Origin of the sequence: Parapedobacter luteus, assembly GCF_900168055.1 — a bacterium.
Classification (GTDB): domain Bacteria; phylum Bacteroidota; class Bacteroidia; order Sphingobacteriales; family Sphingobacteriaceae; genus Parapedobacter; species Parapedobacter luteus.
Genome location: NZ_FUYS01000005.1, coordinates 115,277 through 139,274 on the forward strand (window position 1 = coordinate 115,277; position 23,998 = coordinate 139,274).

Genomic DNA, 23,998 nt, shown 5'->3' on the forward strand with positions numbered 1-23,998 from the left:
ACCTACAGATTAAACTTGATCCCCTGTGCCAGCGGCAGCTTGTCGGAATAGTTGATGGTGTTGGTCTGCCGGCGCATGTAGGCCTTCCATGCATCCGAGCCGGACTCCCGCCCGCCACCGGTTTCTTTTTCGCCGCCGAAAGCGCCGCCGATTTCGGCGCCGGATGTGCCGATATTGACGTTGGCAATACCGCAGTCCGAGCCGCCCGCCGAAAGGAACCGCTCGGCCTCCCGTAAGTTGAGGGTCATGATGGCCGACGACAGGCCCTGCGGCACCTCGTTTTGGATGCGGATGGCTTCATCCAAAATCTCGTATTTCATGAGGTACAGGATGGGGGCAAAAGTCTCCGCCTGCACAATGGGCATGTCCGGCGACACCTCGGCAATGCAAGGCCGCACGTAGCAGCCGGAGGCGTAGCCCTCGCCCGACAGCACCTCGCCCTTCACCAGGAAATGGCCACCCTGCTCCTCGCAGGCCGCAATGGCAGCCAGGTAACTGCCCACGGCGGCACGGTCTATCAGCGGCCCCACATGGTTGGCCTCATCCAATGGGTTGCCGATGCGCAGCTGCCCATAGGCGCGCACCAGCCGTGCTTTGAACGCGTCGTATACCGAAGCGTGGATGATGAGCCGCCGTGTGCTCGTACACCGCTGCCCCGCGGTACCTACCGCACCGAATACGGCCGCGGGCAGCGCAATATCCAGATCGGCATGTGCGGTAATGATCATGGCGTTGTTGCCGCCCAGCTCCAGGATGCTCTTGCCGAGCCGCGCCGCCACCGCCGCAGCGACAGCCTTGCCCATGCGCGTGGAGCCGGTGGCAGAGACAAGGGCGATACGTGGATCGCCCGCCAATAGCTCACCCAGTGCCCTGCCGCCCTGCACCAGGCAGGAAATGCCTTCGGGCAAACCATGGCGGGCCAGCACCCCGGCGATGATGGCCTGGCAGGCCGCGGCCGAAAGCGGTGTTTTCTCGGAGGGCTTCCATACACACACGTTGCCACACACCCAGGCGATGGCGGCATTCCAGCTCCAGACAGCCACGGGAAAGTTAAACGCGGAGATGATGCCCACCACGCCCAGCGGGTGCCATTGCTCATACATGCGGTGGCCCGGACGCTCCGAGGCGATGGTGAGCCCATAGAGCTGGCGGCTCAGGCCGGTGGCAAAGTCACAGATGTCAATCATCTCCTGCACTTCGCCCAAGCCTTCCTGCAAACTCTTGCCCATCTCGTAGGAAACCAGCGCGCCCAGATCGTCCTTGTGGCGGCGCAACGCCTCGCCGAACTGCCGGACAATCTCGCCGCGCCGCGGCGCGGGAACTTCGCGCCAAGTGGCAAAGGCTTCCGTGGCCTTCGCCACCACGGCGTGGTAGTCGGCGGCCGAAGCCTCTCCCACGGCGGCAATATGCGCGCCGTCTACGGGTGAAAAACACGCTATCAGCGGCCCGCCTTCTGACGGGCCGCTGATGTTACCTGTACTCCATGCCGGATTGATGGGCGCAACGGCAAGCCGTCCGAGTATCGCCGCGATGTCTGTGGTATTCGCCATGTATGTTGGTTTTTTGTGGATAAGCCAAAGGTACGGTTTTCGGCGCGTTATCACCAACAAGCAAACGCCGGGCGCACGAGCCGGGTAACGGCCAGCTAAAGGCACTCACGGGTTTTTAAAAACCTCCGAGTGCATGATCGAATGCGATTCATCTTCGTCCGACCCGGCCGTAGCACCGACATCGACCACCTCGAAGTTGTAGATTTCCACCGCATCGTTGTAGCCCGGGCTGGTATTGATGATGATCCCGCCCAGCAGGAAGACCCGCTTACAATGGAATTCGCCTTTGGCCATATCGACAAGCAATTTGATGTGCTTGTGGATTTCACCATAGGTGACTTTTTTATTGATTTGGGCCAAGGGTTATGTCATGCGAAGAAACTCCTCCCGCAACTCCTTGTCTGAAAAGGCTCCGCCGTATTCCAGCGTGGTCGTCCTGCTGCCGCGGTCGCGCACGCCGCGGGCCGAAACGCACAGGTGCTCGGCATTGATGACAACGATGACGCTTTCGGTGCCCAACGCCTGCTTCAGCTCATTGAATACCTGGAGCGTCAGCCGTTCCTGAACCTGCGGCCGACGGGCATAGTACTCCACGATGCGGTTGATCTTGGACAAACCGATCACCTGCTTGTCAGCGATGTAACCCACATGGGCCCTGCCGATCATCGGCAGGAAATGGTGCTCGCAGGCAGATGAAACGTCGATGTCCTTTTCGACAAGCATCCTCCCGTAGCCGTACTTGTTGTCGAACACGGAAAGATCCGGCTTGTTTGCGGGGTTGAGCCCCCGGAAAAGTTCCTTGACGTACATCTTCGCCACCCGCCGGGGTGTGCCCTTCAGGCTGTCATCCGTGAGGTCAAGGCCAAGCGCTTCCATGATCGCGGCAAAATGACGCGCGATGGTTGCGATTTTCTCTCCATCGGTCTTGTCGAAAGCATCCGGACGCAGCGGTGTCTCAATGGATGTCATCACATGGGCGTCGCCCAGATCGTCCAGCAGTTGTTCGGGTATATTTTGCATCACGTGTTTTTTTATTGGAGCTATCACGCCCCCGGATGAACGTCAGTGGCCGCTCAGCCCATGCTTGGCGGTAAGCCGCACCGGCAAGGACGGCGAATACCGTGTGTACGCCGTAACGGCAGCACGCCAACCGTTCATTACGCCAAAGCTATAAACAAAAAACCACAAAAGCAACATGGTTGCAACTAAAAAGCGGAGAAACCTCTTGGCTCCCCCGCTTCACAAACACAACAATAGCGTCTTAATGATGATGCCCGTGCTCGGCATGGATCTCGAACGTCAGCTCCAGCACATTTTCGCCGGCAAAAGCACTGGCATAATCGCTGCGGTTCCAATCGAGACGTGTAATGGTTTCCTTCACGCCTGCATTCAATCTACGCAGCACGTAAGTCACTTCCTTTGTTGGCCCCTCGTTGTCATGGCCGATGGTAAAGTAGCTCAAGATGCCCGTGGTTTCGTATTGCCCGTTCACCGCCGATCCATCGGCGTACGTCTGCTCGCGCGGTTGGAAAATAGCGCCGCTCTCGTCATCCGAATCGGGGTTCAGGATGAAATCACCGCCGATAAGGAACGCCTTGTAATGGTCGGCGGTGGCCTTGTCCGCGATGAAATCGTTCTGCACTTCCTTGCCGGTGTAGTCCCACGCTTTCAACTCGATTTTGTACACCGCTTCGGCCTCCAGGTGCAGGTGGCCGTTGGAAGTGGCGATGCCGTTTTCGTCGAAAGTGATAACGATGGATTCGCCTTCTACGGCATTCCCCAGGCCATGGAAATGGTCGCCATGTGCCTCCACGCCTTCTCCACTGACCTCGGTAAGGATAAGCTCCGCCCGTTCGATGCCTTCCCGTATTGGTTCATTGTCATCATCCTTGTCGCAGGATGCCAGGGAAAAGACGGTAAAGCCCACAAGGGCCAGTGCTGCGAATTTGTTTTGCTTTTTCATTGTCATTAGCATTTGATTGTGATTATTTGTATTTATTGATTAAGTAACTATTGGATCTTGATGCTCAGCCCCTTCATGGTCTGCCACCCTTCGCGATCGGTCACCCGGATCATGAAATGGTAGTCTCCGGGATCCACATCGGCAGGTACGGCGATCTCCATGCGCGCTTCGTAGGTCTGCGGCCCACCGGGGATGTCGAAAGACCGGATGTAGACAAAGGGTGTCTCAGGCGTTTTCACCGGGTCCAACCCGCAGTCATTGACTTCCGTGCTATGGGTATGGTGGTCAAAATTGTGGTGGACGTCAAGGCTGAAAGAACCCAGGGCCACATTGTCGCTGAATAACGCACGGAACACGAATGTTTCCCCCCGCCGGATGGTGCTGCATTGTACCGGAAAGGCTTCTGCATACGCCATATCGATCTCGGGGTACTCGGTGTCGGTTGTTTCTGAATCCTTACTGCACGACAGCAGCACGGATAGGAGGACAAAGACGTTGACTATTCTTTTCATGATCTGCAATTTATGATCGACTAATTGAGCGCGACCTTCAGGTCGATGTAATGGTAAAAGCTCATGTTGTGCGTGGTATTGGTGTAAACCACTCCAAAAAGGTAGTCGCCGGACTTCCAGGTCTTATCGCCGCTGATAGGGTTTGGCTGCGGGGAATTGTTGTCCTGATCGGCTCCGATAGTGAACCGCGGCAACGCACGCACCGTCATGAATGTCTCCAGATCGAATACGAAATTGGAAAAATCGCCCACCGTCTCCCAACCTTCGTGCTGATAAACATCGTAAACGATGGCCTTGGAAAAGTCAATACCGTCGACGGTTTCAGGCCGATGGTTCAGCTGCTTGTCAATCAGCAGGATGTACATGGCACCGTCGCCCTTCAGCCCCCCGATGGTGACCTGCGATCGGATGATATCGCCACCGCGGAATACATCCGCCCCGGCGAATTCACCGTTCCGGTAAAAGATTTCATTGTTATTATGGATGTTAAAGATGGTTAACGTCGGGTCAACGGGAAGATTCTCCCGCAGGTAAATGCGCAATGTCCGCTTTTCTTCCAGCCTGGCGCCGTTCTGATCCTGCACCACGATCACAAAGTCGTATGTCCCTTCCGGCGCATCCTCGGGGATGTCGAAATGCCGATGTACATTGGTATTCCTGGCGCCTCTATACTGCTCCCAGGTAATCTCGTGGTGCCATTGCCAGGCATAGGTTTCGCCTGCGCGCTGCTCGATCCGGACTTGGACAACATCGATCCGCTCACCGGCGACAACATCCATTTCCAGGTGGAAGTCCTCGCCGACGACACCGATGCCGTTGTCGCCCAAACCGACCTCAACGTGCTCGATCACCGGCATGGCTGGCTTGGGCTGGGAGTCTTTCTTACAGGACGAAAAAGCCAGGGCCCCGAGCCCGATGAATCCGATGATAAGTTTTGTGTTGGGTGTGTTCATAGCTATTCGTTATTGTTTTGGTTTCTTAGTTACTTGCTTTGCGGCCTCGCCCCGGGCCACCGCGACGGGGATACGCACCGATAAGACAACGTTGCGGCCCATCTCCGGCAGTTCAATCAGCCGGTAGAAGCTGGTATGATTCATGTACTTGGTGTCCAGCAGGTTTTGCACCTGCAGGTTCAGGTGCACGGGATGATGCGCTACGGATACCGTATAACCAGCCTGGATAGCGGCCACCCCGTAGCCATCGGTCTTCTTCTCTGGCGGCACAATGCGATCCTGCCTGGCCACCAACCTGTAATCAACGGACATAAACGGATTCCCGGCCCGCCCGGGCGCCCAGGAGAGGTTGACCAACAAGGAGGGAGGCGGGGCAAACGGAAGCGAAAACCCACGCTTCGCACCCGACAGTTGCTTGGAGAACAGGTATTCTGCGAGCACCTCAGCCGTCAGTGATCGGCTGATCCGCCGGGATACCTGCAATTCGCCCCCATAGCGCATCACCCGGCTCTCCTCATACCGGAACACCTGATTGCCCGCTCCGTAATAATGGTCGAAAGACGACGTGGGATTCAGGTAGATGTAGTTGGGAAAGTAGTTGTAAAATGGGCTTACCTGGATACGCCATCCGGCAGGGCTCCATTCCACCGATAGGTCTGCTTGGTACGATTGCTCTGCTGACAGCGCCGGGTTGCCCTGCTCATAGCTGAAATAGTGGTAGTTTACCCCGTTGGCCGAAAGCTCTTTGGCTATCGGCATGCGGAAGCTCTTGCCCACATTAGCTTTCAGCGAAAACGTGCCGACCGGATGGTAGTTGAGCCCTACGGACCAGACCAGGCTGTTGAAACGCCGGTGCAGGTTTGCCGCCCGGAGCAGGTACTCCTGCGAGCCGTGATCATCAACTGCCGAAGGAAACCAGTCCCGGTATTCAGACATGCGCAGGCTGCCATGGTCGTAGCGTACGGCCGCATGGAGCAGCGCCTGATCGCTCAACCGGTATTTGTCATACACAAAAGCACCGGCGGTCAGCTGGCCGAAGGCTGGAACGAGGAACGTCCAGCCGCGGATGGTGTTGTCCTGGTACTCGCTACCCAGGCCGAACGTCAGCTCGTGCCGGCCGGCTTTCCAGTAGTCCCTCACATTCAGCGAATACACGAGCTTGTCAAATTCGCGCTCCAGCCCCTGGGGGATGCCCAGTGTATTGGGGAAAATCGGTGGCATGTAACCATGATTGACGTATTGGCTGTACTCCTGCCTGAAATTATGCTGGAAACCGAATTCGGCCTGTAGGTGGTGCGCGCCCCAATGCAAGGCATTCCGGCTGATGGCTTTAAAATGGTTGACCTGCTGGCGGGGCATCAGGATATCCCTCGCCGACCGGTCGTGCATGCCGGCATCTACGCGGCGCGGCTCCAGCCCATGGGCATTGGCAAAAAACCCCGCCTCATGGAACGTGTTACTGACATACAGGATGGTATTGAACCGCTCACCAAGGTAACCTGCATTGACGTGGAGGTTTGTCTCCCGTCCTGCGGTATTCCGCAGGCGCTGCCGGTGGAGCGCTACGCCATAATCGTAGACATATACGGTATCGGTGGGCACCCGGTAATCGCCATAGCGCAGGTAGGTGGCGCGCCCATCGGCAAACCATCGGCTGCCCCGGCCGCCGAGACGCACCGACGTGCCATATCCTCCGTTGTTGCTCCTGCCCACCAGATCGACCGAGGCGATAGCCGTATGCGGCGCCGGCGGGGATTCGGGCTTGACGTCAATGGCACCGCCGATGGCATCCGAACCGTAAACGAAGGAAGCGGCCCCTTTGACGATTTCCACTTCGCCGGCGGCAAATTGATCCAGCTCCAACCCATGGTCGGCCCCCCACTGCTGGCCTTCATGCTTGATGCCTTTGTCTACCGTGACCACCCGGTTGAAACCAAGACCACGGATGAGCGGTTTGGACTGCCCGGCGCCGATGCCGATGGTCTGAATGCCTGGTAGCCGCTCCAGCGTCTGCATCAGGCTGCCACCGAGGTTCCGGTGGATGAAATCCCGACCCACGACCTCCACATTCAGTGACTCTTCCTGCTTCCGCCGTGCCACATGATTGTCTATGACAAGCACCTCGTCAAGCACATGCATGGCTCCCTTGAGCGGTATGGTCACCCCCTGATTGTCCTGCGCCAGGGCAACCGTTTCCTGCCCGTGCTCGTACCCCATTTTGGCCACATCAATGTGGTAAACACCGGGCCGCAGGCCCGTGAAGGTAAACGATCCCTGCCGATCGGTAACCTGTTGCGCGCCGGTTTCCCGAAGCGTCACACGCGCACCGGCGATAGGGTTATCGGTCCCGTCGGTGATGCGGCCCGACAGCCGGTAACTCTGCCCGTAAGCGATATTGAAATAAAGCAACCCGGTAAGCATACCGATGGTGATCTTCATTGCGTTGGATGACAACCAGTAAAAAAATGAATGTTGAAAAATGAAACATCTGCCGTCGAATGCCGCAACAGGCAAACGGAGATATACCCGTAGGCGACGGATGGGCACACCGGCCCATCCGGAAAGCTATGCAGCGATGAGTGAAGCGGGAGGCCCTTTATTGATGTATACTGCCCCCAGCCCTTTACACAGCACACCGCAATCCAGCGGCCGCGCAGGGAGTACACGCCATAGAACAACCGGCGCGCAGCATATAAACGAAGGGCCGGAATAGGTTACTTTTGGGACATAGTGGGCGTAAAATGTGCAGAGATTGCATTCCTGGGCATCGCTTTGATGGGAAGAATGTTCGTGGTGATCATGATCTCCGCAGAGGCCCTGATCATGCAAATGCGTGTGCATGGCGAATGTCAGCGGAACGCCGACAACCGCAATGACCATGCACATAGCCAACATACGCATGATGAATCCGGACCGATGTACGTAATGAGTCATTTACAACCGCGGTGTTTATTTGCCATGAGACTGCCTTCTGCTATAAATCATGTTCAGCACATGCCCTGAAATAATAAAACCGGCCGATGCGGGGATCAGCGCATAGACATAAGCTTCGTCAGATAGCTGATTAAGCAACAAGAGTACAAAGCCCACCGAAAACAAGGAAAACGGCAACAACCGGCCATGATGCCGGCGATAGCCATGCATCATGGACAAGGTGCCGAAAAGAAGTGCGAGTACGATAAATGACCATTCCAGCGCGGGATGCTCCAAGCCAGGGATGTCCAGCATCGGCAACACCGCAACCAGTAACGGAAGCACGGTGCAGTGAATGGCACAGGCAATCGACGTGACGATGCCGAGTTTATCAAAATTGGGCTTGACGAGATGTGTAGCCATAGCGAAAACATGTAAGGTTATTAACGCCACAAAGATGCATTTAATTTTTCAAAACCAAACCCTTTTGCGTTTGATTTTTGCAACTTTGGTGCATTACTAAATACCAACTACATGATGATCAGCACCCTTGCGCATGCTGCCCATGCTGGCCAGCGGTACTGCCTAAGGGGTTGCCGGGCTATTTCTTGGTAAATGTGCCTTCAGCCTGGGCACGCCGACCACGCTGATCGGCCACCGTAAGGATAACCCGGTAGTCTCCCTTGGGCGCTTCGGCCACCGCTATATGTTCATGAAAATGGTGGGCAAGCTGCCCCACTAACCGGTCTCCGGCGAACGTGACTTCGTCGCTCCAGGCATCGCCTTTGATTTCGACGGTCACCTGATCAATCTTGCCGGGCACCGTTAATTCGGTTTCGAGGTGAAGGTCATTGCCTGCGGCATTGATGCCCACATCCAGATCGCCGGCTATCGGCACCGTACTATCAATACCGATCCGGAAGTCCCCCGTGCTTTCGCTGACCGACCCATCGGCGTCTATGACCCGTAGGGTCAGCGTATAGTTGCCGGGCTCGGTGTCTGCCGGAACGTCAATACGTGCGGCGAAAGTCGCGTCTTTCTTGCCTGCGATACCTTCGCTAAACGGCCCGTTGAACACCCACCCGTCGCCTGAAACGGGCCGGATGTTAATTTCAGCTTCGCTTATCGTCGTCGTAGCCGCCACGTGGGCTTCAACGGGAAACGATTGGCCGACAAAGGCCTCCGCATTGCCGTCAGCTCCGATGCGCAGCTTGGAAACACCGGCTTCCTGCCGGCCACAGCCAGCCATGACCACAAGTAATAAGAGAACGAACGTGGGCCGGTTTAGGAAGCCATGCACCGAATCGCCGATGCGCTTTGTAGTTATCGATTTCATTGGATAAACATTGATAGTGGATAAACATTGAATACCCAAAGATACTATTATTTTCAAGATTGCAACTAAATTGCATTGATTATCAAAAAAAAGGGGCGATTGCTCGCCCCGGAAATCATGTTTGCAGCCTTGCGTTTAGTCTTCCGCCCGGAATACCCAGAAATAAGCAGCGTCCCAGGGGTTGGCACCGGGAGGGGCATAGCTCAGTATCAGCTGGTTGTCATTGACCACCAGGATATCGTATTCGTAGACGGGTATGTTGCCTTCATCCGGCGATTTACCGCACAATACGGTGACGCCGCGGGTTGTCAGCTTGCCTCTTGCCCAGACGTCGCCATTTTCCGCCAGGGTAATCTGCGTCATGTCAAACGAGAAGCCACCGGTCTCCGTTTGTCCATTGGCTTTGACTTTCGTAAGCCGGGCACCGCGCAGGGAAAACACCATCTCAGCTCCTTCGCCTTCGCCGGGCGCCTGCTCGTCGATTTGCGCAACAGACAGCATCCACCACTCGGGCTTGCTGCTACCCAGGTAGCCGCCATTGCCCCACACTGCGGGCTGGGAGTCGTCCCACACCCAGGTCCTCTCCGACCCGCCGGTGAGGTAGCCCCATTCAAGCGGCACGTCATACGTCAGCTCGTCGATCTGGACTGGCAGCGTCTTGGTGATCTCCGTCCCGTTTGCGTTGCGTCCGGTGAAAATGATCTCCTGCTGGCCTGTGGCGACCATCAGGACGGTATCCGTCTTCCGTTGGGTGACGCCGGAGCCGTAGTCCCACGACGACAGTACCGGGCTCCGGTTGTCCAGGGCGACCCGATTGGAATTCTTGCCATCGACAACGATGGGGGTGGCGGTAACGTCCAGTTGCTCGGCGGTGATTGCACCGCCCATATCCATGCGATCTTCGATGGGTTCGCAGGCCGAAAATAGCAGCGCTGCCAACATGGCCCACAAACTGTATTTGCTATATGTCTTCATTTGTCTTCTGATTTAGTGTTTACCATCCCGGAAATTCATCGGCGGGCGTACCCCATCCGGCATTCTGCGTCAATACCCCACCCGAAAGGGCGATCTCGTTTTGTGGGATCGGCCAGAAACCGCCGGTGGCCTCGTAGCGCGCACGGTACCCACCGCCGAAGCCCCGCATCTGCGTGTCTATGCCTTTGTTTTTGATGGGTGTACCTTCCTGTGCGGCAAGCGCATCAGCGGCATCGTGCCAACGCATCAGGTCAAAGTAGCGAACGCCTTCGAAGGCCAGCTCCCAACGCCGTTCGCGCTTCAACGCCTCCAGCGAATAAGCCACAGGCCCCAGGTTGACGCGTGCGCGCACGCGGTTGAGTCCGGCTGCGTCTTCGGTGAGCTCCGAATGCATCAACAGCACATCGGCAAATCGGATCAAAACCAAATCTTGCGTATGGGCCAGCTGCATGTCGGTTGGCGCGCCGTCGCTCAGGATTGCATATGAGGGCAGCAACGTGCCGTCCCGATATGCCGTGACCGGGATATACTTTTTCTGCCAAAACCCGGTTTCTTCCATCTGAGAATCTGCCCCGTAGATGTAATCTTCCAGATCATTTTCTACGTCGATTATGGAAGCCGTCCGCCGGATGTCCGTTGGTTCGGCTTGGCGCCACTGATTCCATAGCCGGGTATTGACCGGGCCCGCGCCCCACCCCTGCCCAAAGGGGAAGGTGTTGGCTTGGCCGTTGTTGGACCGCATGCCAAAATGCAGCACATATTGATTGGAATAACCAAGGGTGTAGTTATCGCCCCAGTCTACCAATGTACCGAACTTGACGGCAAACACCGTTTCTTGGTTTCCATCGCCTACCCAGGACAGTCCGTTTTCTTTCACGTAATCGTAATCTTCAGCGGTGTGTTCGTTGGTGTAGGGCCACAAGTTGCGGAAGTCAGCCACCAAGCCATGACCACTGTTAGCGATGCACTCATCCAGCCAGCTGATTACTTGAGCCTTGCTGATTTCGCCGCCACCGGCTACGGGTAGCGCGCTCTGCTGATAATAGCCCGTATAAAACAGAAACACCCGCGCAGCCAGTGCCTGGGCCGCCCACTTCGTCGCATGTCCGGCTGAGACAGCGGTGTAAGGCACCGTTGGCAACAGTGTGATGGCCTGCTGGAGATCATAACCGATCTGTGCGTAGGTCTCCGTGGCAGGCGACTTGGGTACGTTTTCGGCTTCGGGTGTCGTAATGAGCGGCACTTCACCGAACATCTGGGAGAGCTCAAAGTAAAATAGCGCCCGAAGGAAATGAGCCTCGCCCAACAGCTGGTCGCGCTGCGACTCGCTGGCCCAGCCGGTCACATTGTCCATCGTGGCAATGGCTGTATTGGCCCGGAAGACGCCCTGGTAGCGGGCCCGCCAGAAAGGCAGGAAGCGGTTGGGCTGTGTATTCATCAGGTGATCAAGGCCGTGCATGTCCCGATCGTTTTCCCCCCCACCGCCGAACCGGTCGTCGGAGGCAAGCTCGGCAGCATAGAAATGGGTGTGTGCGGCATCGGAAATAGCCCGGCTGAATGTCGAATAGATGCCTGTGATCATTTGCTCGGCATCGGCCACATTCATCGGGAAGTTGCCCGTATTCTTTTTGTCATAGCTCGTCGTATCCAGGAAGCTCTCGCAACTGGATAGGGTGATGACAGCTAATGTTATCGCGATAATCCGTTTCATGTTCGTATGTGTTAGAAGTTGACATTCAATCCAATGATGATATTCCGTGGGCTCGGATAAAATCCGAGATCAATACCCGATACCCAGCCCTGTTCATCGCCGTAACCGATTTCAGGGTCCATGCCTGAATAACCGGTAAATGTGTACAGGTTTTGTGCCGACACGTAAATACGGGCCTGCCCCAGCGGCAGATTCGGAAACAACGACTTGAAGCTGTAGCCAAGCGTGACGTTTTGGATTTTCACGAAATCGGCATTTTCGATGTAAATGTCTGAAATGTACTGGTTGTTCGTATGGCTACCGTTGGTCAGCCGCGGATAGCGGTTGGAAGTGCCCTCACCGTGCCAGCGCTGGAACACCTCGGTGGTGTAGTTTTGCAGTGGCGCGTCGGCAAATGAGCGGTAGGACTTGGCTATCTGATGGCCGAACGCACCGAAAGCGGTGACGTTGAGATCGATGCCCTTGTAGCCGAGCGATAGGTTGAACCCTGCGGTAAAATCGGGATGCGGGTTACCGATTTGCACTTTGTCTGCATCGGTGATGGCGCCATCGCCATTGGTATCGACAAAGATGACGTCACCGGGCTGTGCGTTGGCCAATACACCATGGCCGCGCGAACGGTAGTCGGCGATTTGCTCCGCGTTCTGGAAGATGCCATCGGTCTTATAGCCATAGAAATAGCCGATGGGAAAGCCTACCTGTGCACGATACATCGGCAACGTGCCCTGGCTCAACACATTGGCCTGCCCTTCGATGAGCTGCTCATTATTGGCAATCCGCACCACGCGGTTGCGGTTGTATGATCCGTTGAGGCTTATGCCATAGCTAAAGTCGCCCCGCCTGTCATTCCAGTTGAGGCCGAGCTCAAATCCCCGGTTTTCGATATCACCGCCGTTGATAAATGGCGCATTCGTTCCGAAGATCGCCAAAACCGGTGCTTGGAGCAGCCAGTCGATTGTTGACTTGCGGTACCAATCAAAGACGATGCCCAGCCGATCTTGCGCCAGGCGTGCATCAAGCCCGATATTGACCTGCTCGGATGTTTCCCAGGAAACATACGGATTGGGCAGGACATCCGGGTAAGCTCCGTTGCGCAGCGTGTTTTTGTCGTTGCCGAAATAATAGCCGTTATGGCTGTCGATGGCGATGGTGGCCAGGTATTGGAACGGATCGATGCTGGCGTTCCCGTTTTGGCCCCAGCTTGCGCGCAGCTTTAAGAAATTGAGCCAATCGACCGATTCCATAAACGACTCATTGGAGACGTTCCAGCCCGCCGAAACTGATGGAAAATAACCCCAGCGGTGGTTCGGGCCAAAATTGGACGACCCGTCCGCCCGCAGGATGACACTGGCCATGTAGGTTTCGTTGTAATTGTAGTTGACCCGTCCGAAAAAGGAGGCAAAATTGTTTTCAATATCGTGGCCGCCGCCGATGGTCGGCATAAACCCCGGGAAGGCCATCCAATTGCCCACGTAGGCATGCTGCCAGCTGCCGGGGAACGTCGAATTGGAGGTGGTGACGCTCAAATTTTCACCTATCCCCCATTTTTCGATGGATTGGCCGATGACAGCGTCGACGTGGTGCCCAGCATCGAAGGTACGTTGATAGGCCAGCGTATTTTCCAATGTCCAGCTGTATCCCTGCGATTTATTTTGGGAAATATCATCAATGTCATTGATGGAGGTGGTAGACAAATGGAAGGCCGGTGTATAGGACCGGTACGACGACGCGTTCATCCGGTAACCGAAGTTGCTGCGGAAACGCAAATCTTTGATGGGTTGTACTTCCAAAAAAGCGTTGGCCATAATCGAATGGTTCTTGCTCATGTTCATGCCCCGCCGGTACACCATATCGGCGATGGGGTTGGCCGTGGCACCGTCAAATGCCCAGCCATCGGCCACTTTGCTCGCATGGTCGTAATAACCGCCTTCGCTGTTGTAAACGGGCATCAGCGGGTTGCCTTTCAGCATGTTATTGATGTCGTTCCAGTAAATGTTGCCAATGCCGATGCCGGAATTGGTGCGGTACGTGTAGGTAAGGTTTTCGCCAAACTTGACGATATCGAAATCGTCGTTTTTCAGAATAACATGTGTGGAATTGAGCCGCACGGTGTGCCGATTGAACTCGGGAGCCACCGGTTTGCCAAAGATACCGTCTTGTGACGCAACGGAATAGCCCAAGGCAAACGTCGACCGGTCGGTGCCGCCGGTGAGGTTGAAGGCGTGGTTTTGCGTGAGCGCATTGTCTTGATGGATTTCCTTCAGCCAGTTGGTACCGTTCCAGGTACCATCCTGAATCTGCTGATACTGATTGGGGATTAGACTCGCCCAATCATACGGAGCCAATCCTTCGTTAAAGCGGCGCTCATCCTGGATGGCCATGTATTCTTTGGCGTTGAGCAGCGAGGGTAATTTATACGCGTTTTGCCAACCGACGAAGGCATCGTAGTTGAGCGTCATTTTGCCGGCTTTGCCTTGCTTGGTCGTAACAAGCACGACACCGTTGGCCGCCCGCGACCCATAGATCGCTGCCGAAGCGGCGTCTTTCAGGATATCGATAGACTCGATGTCTGACGGGTTGAGGCTGTTGATGTCGCCGCCAATCACGTTGTCAATGACGTAAAGGGGCTGCGAATTGCCGATGGTGCCAATACCGCGGATATTAACTTTAAATCCCTGCCCGGGCATACCAGATTGCTGCGTGATTTGTACACCCGGCGACTGGCTTTGCAGGGCATTGACCACATTGGTGGTACTGAGCTTCGCGATGTCCTCCCCTTTCACTTGCACCGAAGCACCAGTGGTCAAGCTCTTTTTCTGTGTACCATACCCGATCACCACCAGTTCCTCGAGCATATTGACCTCGGATTGCAACGTGACATTAAGCGTTTGCCGACCGCCGGCAACGATTTCCTGCGGCGCATAGCCTATCGACGAAAACACCAGTATAGCCTCGGCAGATGATACCGTGAGCTGATAACGGCCGTCGGTATCGGTCCTTGTGGACGTGCTCGTGCCGCGTTCGGCAACGGTGACGCCCGCCATGGGTATGCCGGATTCATCGGTGACCTGGCCACTGACCGTTTCTTGCCGGGCGTACGCTGGTACCGATATCAGGCCAGGGTCTCCGTGTGCAAAAGCGGCGCGCGGCGGCACCGAAACGTTTAAGGCTAAGCATCCTACAGTGAGATGCAGCAGCCTTCGCGTGTACTGTTTGTAAAAAATAGATCGCATGGTTTTTTGTTTATAATTGAAAGATTTAACACGGCGCCGGGCGGTGGCCCATGGCCACGCCCATTTCATTTTTGTTGGTTCATTTGTTCGTTTTATTGAGCATTATCCGTTCCTCCTTTCCGCTATAGGTAATCGTCTTGGTGATGCGCGAAGCCGTGTCAATGCCGTGCGGCTGATCCGGCTGTACATAGACAACATGGAATTTCCGGCGCGCCAACATTCCCGGGAAGGTGCCTTGGCGACTGCCGATGTGCAGCTCCTTGGTTCCTTCGTGATAGGCAAATGTAATCGTGCTGTATTTTCCCGTTTCGTAATTATAATTGGTTCCTTCGTCTTCATAAAGTGTGAATGTGGCGTCTGCGCCGCCGTATACCCACAGCGTGATTTCGTCAGCGGGTTTTTCATCGGTATACTGCACCGCTGGCCCCAGCGGCACGATGCTGCCTGCTTTGGCGAATACAGGCATGCGCTCATAAGGCGCCGATGCTTCCAGCGTTTGTCCGCCACGATGGTATGTGCCGCTGTAAAAATCATACCATCCCGTTCCTTCGGGCAGGTAAAGGGCGCGCGATGTGGCACCGCGTTCGGTCACGGGACTCACCAATAGTGAGGGGCCGAATAGGAACTGGTCGTTGATGCCCAAAGCACGCGCATCGCGGGGGAAATCCATGGCCAATCCCCGGAGCATCGTGTAGTGATGCAGGTGGGTGCTTCCGGCAAGCGAGTAGATGTAAGGTAGCAGCCGGTAGCGCAGCTCGATGGAATAGCGCATGCTGTTGTATGCCGGATGGCCCTCCGGTGCGATATTGAACGGCTCGCGGTAAGGAAACTGCCCATGCGCGCGAAACAACGGAAGAAACGCACCATACTGGTACCACCGTGCGTTGAGCTCACGCCATTCTTCCAGATCGGCGGCATTGGGCTGATGGAACCGCTTTTCGACCAAAAAGCCACCGGCGTCCATCGTCCAGTATGGCGCACCCGACATGGAAAAATTGACCCCTGCGGCGATTTGATCTTTCATGTCATGCCACCGTGAAGAGATATCGCCGCTCCAAGCGGCGGCGGCGTAGCGCTGCTGGCCAGCGAAAAACGATCGCGTGAGAATAAAGACCCGGTTGTTGGGGTCGGTATGGCGCTGCCCCTCGTAGATACCCTTGGCATTAAGGAGGGGAAACGCATTGTAATACCGCGCCGATGAGCCAATGGCGGGCTGCATGACCGACTTCCGTTCCTCGATGTTGATGTTGGAGTGGATATCGGGCTCGCTGGCATCCATCCACCAGGCGTCTACGCCTTTCTGGTAAAGCTTTTCATTCAACAGGTTCCAGAAACCCTGCCGCGCTCCGGCATTAAAGGGATCGTAAAACGTGGAGGTGTAGCCCTTGCCAATCCAGTCTCGCCGGCCGTCGTATATATTGCGCATATAGAGCCATCCATTGTCTCGAAAAAGCGGGTAGACGCTCGATTCTTCATTGATCTTGGGCCATACGGAAATCATCAGCCGGTAATGCTGATCATGAAGCCGTTTGATCATCCCCTCAGGGTCGGGAAACCGCGTGGAATCAAAGGCGTGGCTTCCCCAGTCGTGCTCGGGCCAATAGGACCAGTCCTGCACCATATTGTCAATGGGTATCCGGCGACGGCGGAATTCGCGGGCAACGTCTTCCAGCTCCTGCTGCGTCTTATACCGCTCGCGGCTCTGCCAATAGCCAAAAGCCCAGCGCGGCATAATGGGCGCGCGGCCGGTAAGGTGGCGGTAGCCGCCGATGACCTCGTCCATATCTTCGCCGGCAATAAAATAGTAATCCACGCCGTCGCCCGCCTCGGAATCAAAGGAGAAGCGTGTCTGGTCGGAATTACTTAGGGGGCGCTGCCATTGGACGCCGAAATAGGACTGTCCGCCATCGGGGAGCCATTCCATCCGGATGGCGTAGCGCTTGCCCGCCTCCATGGCTAAGGGAACCTCGAAAGACCCGGCGTTCCAAGATTCGCGCCAACGGTCTTCCTGCAACTGCCCGTCTATCCAGACCTTGAGGTACCCGGAATAATTGATATGCAGGCGGTGCAGCCCGCTGTAGGGCGACTCCAGCGCGCCTTCGTAGGTGACCTGGCTGCGGACCAGGTCTATGGAGTCCGGAAGCCGGGACTGATCATCGAGGTATAGGTAAGCGATTTCCGACTCGGGCCTCGATAGCCATACCGATTCGGGATGATCTTTGTCGCGGTAGGTGGCCGTGAGCCATCCGGGCTGCCCTTCTTTCGAATATAACCGGAATGCTGATAGCGGCAGCAAGGGCCGGATATCGCCGGCTTTGGTGATCGAATAGTTGTGCCAGAGGAGCCCGTAGTTGTTGGTGGATAGCAGAAAGGGAACGCCAATCATCGTATTGTATTGCAACAGGGTCACCTGCCTGCCCCGGTAGTTCATGACGCCGTTTTGGTGCTGGCCCAAGCCATATAGCCCCTCGTTGTCTGAAATGGTGAAGTGCTGCCTGACCCGGTAAAAGGCATCGCCATCGTATGCATCGGCGGTAAAAGTACGGGCATCCCGCGGGTGTTCGGCAAGTAAGGGTTGCCCTTGTTTGTCAAGGAACGTGACTGCACCGGTGGCCTTAGCGACCTGCGCCGTCAATACCGGGGTTTTCAGCAGGACCTGATCGCCGGTCTCTTCCAACTGCCACGGGCCGGCCGTGCGACGAAGCGAATCGACAACCATCAACGAATGGCTCGGCTGTACCGTATTGCCTAATGGACGGGCAACGACGTGGATAATCCGATCGGTAATGACATCCAGCGCCAGCTCGTGATCGACTGCCGTGGCCATACCCTGATAGGTAATGGTAACACCGCTTTCGCGCCGGCTGATGGCGGGTCCTTCACCTTGGCTGGCCAACGTTGGCACGATGGGGCCGAGAAGCAGGCATACGACAAACAAAGAATGGAAACCGATGGTAAATAAGCGTCTGAATGTTATCATAAAAGGCAATAATGGTAATGGATTACTGCATTGGTTATCGGGCCAAAGATACACCTGCCCGTCATAGGGCATGGGGTTTTTATGTTAACAAATGGGGGTACTTTGGTTAACCGGCGGCCTACTGTATCGGGCTATTTCCGGTAAGCGGACGGCGCTACACCATATAATGCCTTGAAATACTTGCTGAATTGCTTGGGACTACCGAAACCCACCTGGTAAGCCACCTCAGCCACGGTAACGCCCGATTGCTCCAACAGCTGGGCGGCGTGCCGGAGACGGATATTGCGGATAAATTCGGAGGGGGTATGGCCCGTAAGCGTCAATATCCGCTTGTAAAGCCCCACCCGGCTCATGTTCATCTCACTGGCAAGGGTTTCTACCGAAAACCCGGCGTTGTCCATATGCCGCTCAACGGTTTCGAAGGCTTTCCGCAGAAACAGCTCGTCGGCAGATTCCTTTTTGGTATCAGCGGGCTGCACGTCTATGCGCTTTTTGTAGGTCTGCTCCATCGAATCTTTCTGCCGGAGAATGCTGCTAACCTTGGAGCGCAGCAGCTCAGAATTAAATGGCTTGGTGATGTAATCGGTAGCCCCCGATTCGATGCCCGCCAGTTGCATCGCCTCATCGTCCATCGCCGTAAGCAGGATGACCGGGATATGCCGCGTGCGGGCGTCATTCTTCAACCGCCGGCACAATGCGATGCCATCTTCCCCTGGCATGGCAACGTCCGACACAATGATATCGGGGTGGACGGCAAGGACCTTGGCCCATCCCGACGCCGCATCGCCGGCCTCGTAAACCGAAAGGCTGTGGTGCAGGTTGTCCTTGAGGTAAAACCGGAAGTCTTCATCGTCTTCAACCAACAGGACACGTTTCATCGTCTTGCTTGCTGACTTAGCAACATGCGGCGGGCTTTGGTCGGCTTGCCCGGGAGGCGGACGAAGCGGCAAGATAACCGTAAACACACTGCCTTGGTCGGGAACACTGTCTACCTCGATACGCCCGCCAAGCAACTGGACGTATTCTTTCGTGATGGCAAGGCCAATGCCGCTTCCCTGGTTGAGCATCCCCGGCGGCGTATCGTACTGGAAGTACCGGTCAAAAATACGTGCTCTGGCCGCCTGCGGTATGCCGATGCCGGTATCGCGCACGACCAGCGTCATCGTGTCTTCGAAATTGACCGTCACCGTCACCCGACCGCCAACCGGCGTAAACTTGAACGCGTTTGATAGCAGATTAAAAAGTATGCGCTCCACTTTTTCGCCATCAAACCAAGCTTCGTAGCGAGCATCGCTGAGCGAATAGTGGTAGGTGATCTTTTTGCTTTCAGCGATGTCGTTGAATGATTCCACGTGCTGTACAACAGCATATGCCAGGTCCCCCCATTCCAGATGGGGCCTGAGCTCCTGCGTGTCGGCCTTCCGGAAATCAAGCAATTGGTTAACCAAATGAAGCAACCGGCGGGCGTTCCGTTCGATGACGCCCAAATGGCGGCTGCCGGGCAACGAACGCGTTTCCTGATGAAGCTTGTCTATCGCGGCCAAGATGACGTTGATAGGGCTCCTGAACTCGTGGCTCACGTTGGTAAAAAACCGTGTTTTCAGCTTGTCAAGCTCAGCCAATTGCCGCGCTTGCTGGCGCTCTTGTAGCAGCGCAAACCGTGTTTTCTCACGCGTGCGCTCGATATAACGGATAAGCAGCATGCCGGCCACGAAGAGTAGGCCGTAGGCCATGTATGCCCACGCGGTCTGCCAAAAGGGTGGCCGGATGGTAATGTGTGCCAGCGTATAGGGTTCACTCCATGTCTTGCCATCAGCCGAGACCATGACGTCAAACCGGTAGTTGCCCGGATCGAGGTTGGTAAATGTAACCTTACGGGTGTGCTGGTCCATCGGCAGCCAGCGCTTATCAAAGCCCGCTAATTTGTACCGGAAGTGAGCGCGGTCTTTGTTGAAGAAATACAGCGACGCGACAACAAACCCCAAGACGTTTTGATCGTGCGAAAGCTTCAGCGGCCTGTCGTCTTGCCACAGTGATGCGTCCACGCTGCTGTTGAACAGCTGGAAATCGGTAAGCACGGGCCGCGCCAGGGTGGATGGAGGCGACTGCACCCGTGCAGGGTCTATGATATTGAATCCTGACGGACCACCGAAAAACAGCTCACCTGTCGACATCCGGCAAACGGCGTCTTCATTGAAGGCATTGGCTTGCAGACCGTCACGGCGGTCGTAGCTCCAGAAGCGCCATTGTCCCGGACTGCCTTCCTCTTCACGTACCGCTGAAATACCCCGGGTTGTGCTGACCCAAATCGTCCCCGCTTGGTCCTCGACGATACCCAGCACCGTGTTGTCCGGTAAGCCGTCTGCTGTGCGGAAAACCTTAAATGTGCCGGTTGACGCCTCATACAGGTTGAGGCCATCACGTGTGGCCACCCAAATGCGGTCGCGGCTGTCTCTAACAATCGCGTTTACATGATCATGGCTAAGCCCTCCCGATGTGCTCTCTGCATAGGAGAATCGCTTGAATTCGCCTTGCGGTGTGAGCAGTTCGATGCCTGAAGCGGTACCAAACCACAACCCCCCTTCCTTATCTTCGGTGATGGCCGAAATGTATGCCGATAGTGTGAACCCTTGCTCACCATACCCGAGCGGGGTGAAGCGGCCGGTCCGCCGATCCAGCTGGGCCAACCCGGCGGAAAGTGTACCCACCCAAAACCGCCCCTGGCTGTCTTCATAAATTTCCCACACGCTGTTGTCAGGAATGGATGCCGGATCACCGGGGTCACGCATGTAGCGCACAAACCGCTTCCCGTCGAAGCGATTGAGCCCGCCATGGTAGGTGCCAATCCACAGCACGCCGTCGCGGTCCAGGCACAAGTTGACGATGACATCACTGCCGAGGCTATGCGGATCCTTCGGATCATGCCGGTAGGTCGTAAACCGGTTGGTCTGCCGGTCGAAATAAATCAATCCGCCGCCATTCGTACCGATCCACACGTTCCCCCGCTCGTCTTCGATAAACTGATTGATGTCATCAAAAGGCAGCGTGGCATCATTTGTATCTCCCTGCCGCTGGTGCAGCGCAAACTGGATCTGACTGGAATGGTAATAGCTCACGCCCCGCTTGAAGGTGCCGGCCCACATGATCCCGTCCCGGTCGCAATAAATCGACATAATGCTGTTCTGGCCGATGGTTCGGTCGTTGTAGGGGTCATGCAACAAGTAGGAAACCCGGCGGGTTTGTGGATTTATTACATTCACGCCGCCGTGATCCGTGGCAACCCAGATGTTTCCCTCGGGATCTTCGGCGATACCGAAAATGATGGGATTGCTCAATCGCATGGCAGACGCGACAGTCATGTGCACCGGCAAGGCCTGTTTTTCCGGCCACCAATATACGCCTATGGCCGGAGCGTATACCCACGGTTGCCCCTTACGGTCGATAAATAGCCTGAATTCAGCGCTACGCTGTGCTTCCGCGGCCTTGTCCTGAAGACGGAAACTGACAGGCGAACCGCCCTTCATTTGATGGACCGTACCTTTTTGGTCGACTGCCCAGGCGTCTCCAGCACTATCCAATGCGATTCCGGTAACCGGTACGGTGGGATCTGGCCAGGGATATAAAACAACCGCTCCCTGCTGCTCGGCATAGCTGGACACCATGCCCCCAATTTGCAAAAACCAACATTCGCCGCGGGGTGAGCGGCGGATATCCAGTATCTCCGCAACCGGCAGGCCCATTGACTGCAAGACACTATCGACATTGCGAATAAACCGCTGCCCACGGCCATCGTAAATATTCATGCCCAATTTGGTCTTCACCCACAGCTGCTCGTGGGGGCCGATAAACAATCCCAGGATATCATTATCAACGATGCTGTGAGGCTGTTGGGCCACATGCCGGAAAACCTTCACCTCATGGCCATCATACCGGCTAAGGCCGGCGGGCGTGCCGAACCATAGGAACCCCTGCTTGTCTTTCACGATGGCTGTCACATGATTGTGCGGCAACCCGTCTTCTACACTCAACTGCTGGAATTGGATGGGCTGCGCTTCCCCAAGCAGGGGTAATGACAATCCGCCCACAACCAGGAGGCATAGCAATATACGCGACATAGGCTTATGCATTCAGCCAAAGCTACGAAATTTTGTGGTACCTCAGCGTTGGAAGGATGCATGGCAATTTTTAGGTGTTGAAAATTTTCCATGTTTCCAGCTGTTGGGTTTTTGACTGGAACGCTCACGCTGTTCACGCTCCTAGGCCAAAAACCCAACAGCTGGAAACAAACAGAAGTCGTCTTACCTGAGCAGCAGCACTACTTGACCTGCACGGTATGATGCAGCCGGTTGTAGCCCGTAGCGGCCTCCCAAACCTCTTCATTGGCCAGCCGGATGCTGTATTCCGGGCGGTGTGCAAGGGTATCATAAGCATCGGGCAGGTGGAGCAACAGCTCATACTCGCCCGCCGCCATATCTTGGGGGATGCTGACCTGCGCATTCAGCTGAATAACCCCTGTTTTCCACGTCCGCACATCGTGCGCTATCGGGATAGCCACCTCTTCACCTTCTGATACGTGCCGTAGAACAAGGATCGGCAACCTGCGGTTGAACGGCGGCGCATACCCCTTGTTTTCCAACGTGATGGACAACGTCGTCTGCGCACCACGGAAGGCTTGGTCGGGCAAGGTTGCTTCCTTCAATACCAACCGGTACCCAAGGTTGCGCTTGATGGCGTCCATACAGCCGCCATCCTGCCAATCATTGTTTACTGCGTGGTTGTAATGTGCATTTAAGTAGCTGTAATGCATGGCTGCAAACTCCTGCTGGGCAATTCCGGCCGGTTCACAATCGTTCTGCGGGCTATAGTCATCGCTGCATGTTTCGCCGCCGACGACTACATACTGGCCTTCCGCTTTCATGTAGTTGCGGAGGGCGTTTACCACGGCGGCGTCAGACAGGCGCGGGCTGCTGTCATTGCCATAGTCTTCATACGTGCCGATGTCGTTCGGCCCGGACAGAAAGCAGTCGTTGTGCACGCCGATGCGTGCCTTGTCCGTGCCGGTGAAGGCTTCGTCTGCAGACAGGGGCGCGGCATCGACAGGTGCATCAATACCATATACGTATCGCTGCTTGAACTGCGGGTAGCGCACCTGCACCATCCGGTCTTCCGGTACGGCGGCCAATAGCGCCTGCAATACGTCCAGCCGATCCCGCCAGTTGGCATCGGTAAGGCGATAGCCCTGCCCGCCATTGCCCGACGGATCGCCAAAATAGTCCGAATAATACTGCTCGCCCCACGTGCCGATGAATCCCATCTGTACGCAGGCAATGACATCGGCATGCTGCCTGAAGTACGGCGTAAGCTGCTCAATGTGTTGCAGCACCACCGCTTTGGGCGCATCGCCGTATGGCGGACAGATGAACCCTTCAGGGCAGTCGCCGCCGGTGGACGTCACCGTATAGACAAACCGGGGGATGATCTTGACGCCGGCGGCCCGTACCGCATCCATTTCGGCATCCAGGGCGTCGAGAATAGCCGCCGAAATCGGACCGTCTCGAAAATTATCCAAGATATAATAGCGAAATACCAGCGTGCTGACCACGCTGTAGTTGGCCGAGCCGATAAGCTGCGGGTCGCGGTAGCTTCGCAGCGTTTCGGCGTCCAGCGGGGTGAAATTGCTGGTTCGGGTCTCCGAATAGCGGTAGAACCCGCGCTCGGGGTTGGGGAAATCGGCATCGCTCTCCCTAAACGTGATATGCACCCCCTGTACCAGGGGTAGATCGCCCGCCGCCTGCGTACAGGCATAAATGAGCAGGGAAGCAAGCAAGGCCGCGCCCACCATGGCGATAGAGGTTTTTGTGATAAGATTCAT

At 55.9% G+C, this 23,998-nt stretch carries 16 protein-coding genes; all 16 read right to left on the bottom strand.

Annotated features, from left to right (window positions below):
- Positions 1 to 2: 2 nt before the first annotated feature.
- Positions 3 to 1,550, bottom strand: coding sequence for an L-piperidine-6-carboxylate dehydrogenase (gene amaB, locus B5X72_RS11615; protein WP_079717075.1), 1,548 nt, complete (start codon positions 1,548 to 1,550; stop codon positions 3 to 5).
- A gap of 105 nt (positions 1,551 to 1,655) precedes the next feature.
- Entirely contained in the window at positions 1,656 to 1,910 is a 255-nt protein-coding gene (locus tag B5X72_RS11620; RefSeq protein WP_079717076.1) for a hypothetical protein, read from the bottom strand.
- A 3-nt stretch (positions 1,911 to 1,913) separates the two neighbouring features.
- Complete coding sequence (folE, locus tag B5X72_RS11625) at positions 1,914 to 2,570, bottom strand: GTP cyclohydrolase I FolE (protein ID WP_079717077.1); 657 nt, start codon at positions 2,568 to 2,570, stop codon at positions 1,914 to 1,916.
- A gap of 241 nt (positions 2,571 to 2,811) precedes the next feature.
- Entirely contained in the window at positions 2,812 to 3,513 is a 702-nt protein-coding gene (locus B5X72_RS11630) for a hypothetical protein (protein ID WP_079717254.1), read from the bottom strand.
- Positions 3,514 to 3,560: 47 nt separating this feature from the next.
- Positions 3,561 to 4,025: a DUF4625 domain-containing protein gene (locus tag B5X72_RS11635; RefSeq protein WP_079717078.1), complete on the bottom strand. Its 465-nt coding sequence runs from the start codon at positions 4,023 to 4,025 to the stop codon at positions 3,561 to 3,563.
- Positions 4,026 to 4,045: 20 nt separating this feature from the next.
- On the bottom strand, positions 4,046 to 4,978 hold the full coding sequence (locus B5X72_RS11640) for a DUF4625 domain-containing protein (protein WP_079717079.1): 933 nt from the start codon (positions 4,976 to 4,978) through the stop codon (positions 4,046 to 4,048).
- Positions 4,979 to 4,987: 9 nt separating this feature from the next.
- Positions 4,988 to 7,417, bottom strand: a complete 2,430-nt coding sequence (locus B5X72_RS11645) for a TonB-dependent receptor (RefSeq protein ID WP_139378667.1) — start codon at positions 7,415 to 7,417, stop codon at positions 4,988 to 4,990.
- A gap of 126 nt (positions 7,418 to 7,543) precedes the next feature.
- A complete protein-coding gene (locus B5X72_RS20595; RefSeq protein ID WP_139378668.1) occupies positions 7,544 to 7,912 on the bottom strand; it encodes a hypothetical protein in 369 nt (122 codons plus the stop codon).
- Positions 7,913 to 7,927: 15 nt separating this feature from the next.
- Entirely contained in the window at positions 7,928 to 8,314 is a 387-nt protein-coding gene (locus B5X72_RS11650) for a MerC domain-containing protein (protein WP_079717080.1), read from the bottom strand.
- Between the two features lie 178 nt (positions 8,315 to 8,492).
- Positions 8,493 to 9,227: a DUF4625 domain-containing protein gene (locus B5X72_RS11655; RefSeq protein WP_079717081.1), complete on the bottom strand. Its 735-nt coding sequence runs from the start codon at positions 9,225 to 9,227 to the stop codon at positions 8,493 to 8,495.
- A gap of 135 nt (positions 9,228 to 9,362) precedes the next feature.
- Complete coding sequence (locus B5X72_RS11660; RefSeq protein ID WP_079717082.1) at positions 9,363 to 10,202, bottom strand: hypothetical protein; 840 nt, start codon at positions 10,200 to 10,202, stop codon at positions 9,363 to 9,365.
- Positions 10,203 to 10,221: 19 nt separating this feature from the next.
- Complete coding sequence (locus tag B5X72_RS11665; protein ID WP_079717083.1) at positions 10,222 to 11,913, bottom strand: RagB/SusD family nutrient uptake outer membrane protein; 1,692 nt, start codon at positions 11,911 to 11,913, stop codon at positions 10,222 to 10,224.
- An 11-nt stretch (positions 11,914 to 11,924) separates the two neighbouring features.
- Entirely contained in the window at positions 11,925 to 15,146 is a 3,222-nt protein-coding gene (locus tag B5X72_RS11670; RefSeq protein WP_079717256.1) for a SusC/RagA family TonB-linked outer membrane protein, read from the bottom strand.
- A gap of 79 nt (positions 15,147 to 15,225) precedes the next feature.
- Positions 15,226 to 18,126 carry a TIM-barrel domain-containing protein gene (locus B5X72_RS11675; RefSeq protein WP_079717257.1) on the bottom strand — a complete coding sequence of 967 codons (2,901 nt, stop codon included), beginning with the start codon at positions 18,124 to 18,126 and terminating at the stop codon, positions 15,226 to 15,228.
- 131 nt (positions 18,127 to 18,257) lie between these two features.
- Complete coding sequence (locus tag B5X72_RS11680) at positions 18,258 to 22,241, bottom strand: hybrid sensor histidine kinase/response regulator transcription factor (RefSeq protein ID WP_176146185.1); 3,984 nt, start codon at positions 22,239 to 22,241, stop codon at positions 18,258 to 18,260.
- 200 nt (positions 22,242 to 22,441) lie between these two features.
- Positions 22,442 to 23,998: a DUF4832 domain-containing protein gene (locus B5X72_RS11685; protein ID WP_245826927.1), complete on the bottom strand. Its 1,557-nt coding sequence runs from the start codon at positions 23,996 to 23,998 to the stop codon at positions 22,442 to 22,444.

Coding starts and splice junctions, on each gene's coding strand:
- amaB (WP_079717075.1), bottom strand. CDS start 1,550: ATGGCGAATACCACAGACATCGCGGCGATACTCGGACGGCTTGCCGTT.
- folE (WP_079717077.1), bottom strand. CDS start 2,570: ATGCAAAATATACCCGAACAACTGCTGGACGATCTGGGCGACGCCCAT.
- B5X72_RS11630 (WP_079717254.1), bottom strand. CDS start 3,513: ATGAAAAAGCAAAACAAATTCGCAGCACTGGCCCTTGTGGGCTTTACC.
- B5X72_RS11635 (WP_079717078.1), bottom strand. CDS start 4,025: ATGAAAAGAATAGTCAACGTCTTTGTCCTCCTATCCGTGCTGCTGTCG.
- B5X72_RS11640 (WP_079717079.1), bottom strand. CDS start 4,978: ATGAACACACCCAACACAAAACTTATCATCGGATTCATCGGGCTCGGG.
- B5X72_RS11645 (WP_139378667.1), bottom strand. CDS start 7,417: ATGAAGATCACCATCGGTATGCTTACCGGGTTGCTTTATTTCAATATC.
- B5X72_RS20595 (WP_139378668.1), bottom strand. CDS start 7,912: ATGACTCATTACGTACATCGGTCCGGATTCATCATGCGTATGTTGGCT.
- B5X72_RS11650 (WP_079717080.1), bottom strand. CDS start 8,314: ATGGCTACACATCTCGTCAAGCCCAATTTTGATAAACTCGGCATCGTC.
- B5X72_RS11655 (WP_079717081.1), bottom strand. CDS start 9,227: ATGAAATCGATAACTACAAAGCGCATCGGCGATTCGGTGCATGGCTTC.
- B5X72_RS11660 (WP_079717082.1), bottom strand. CDS start 10,202: ATGAAGACATATAGCAAATACAGTTTGTGGGCCATGTTGGCAGCGCTG.
- B5X72_RS11665 (WP_079717083.1), bottom strand. CDS start 11,913: ATGAAACGGATTATCGCGATAACATTAGCTGTCATCACCCTATCCAGT.
- B5X72_RS11670 (WP_079717256.1), bottom strand. CDS start 15,146: ATGCGATCTATTTTTTACAAACAGTACACGCGAAGGCTGCTGCATCTC.
- B5X72_RS11675 (WP_079717257.1), bottom strand. CDS start 18,126: ATGATAACATTCAGACGCTTATTTACCATCGGTTTCCATTCTTTGTTT.
- B5X72_RS11680 (WP_176146185.1), bottom strand. CDS start 22,241: ATGTCGCGTATATTGCTATGCCTCCTGGTTGTGGGCGGATTGTCATTA.
- B5X72_RS11685 (WP_245826927.1), bottom strand. CDS start 23,998: ATGAATCTTATCACAAAAACCTCTATCGCCATGGTGGGCGCGGCCTTG.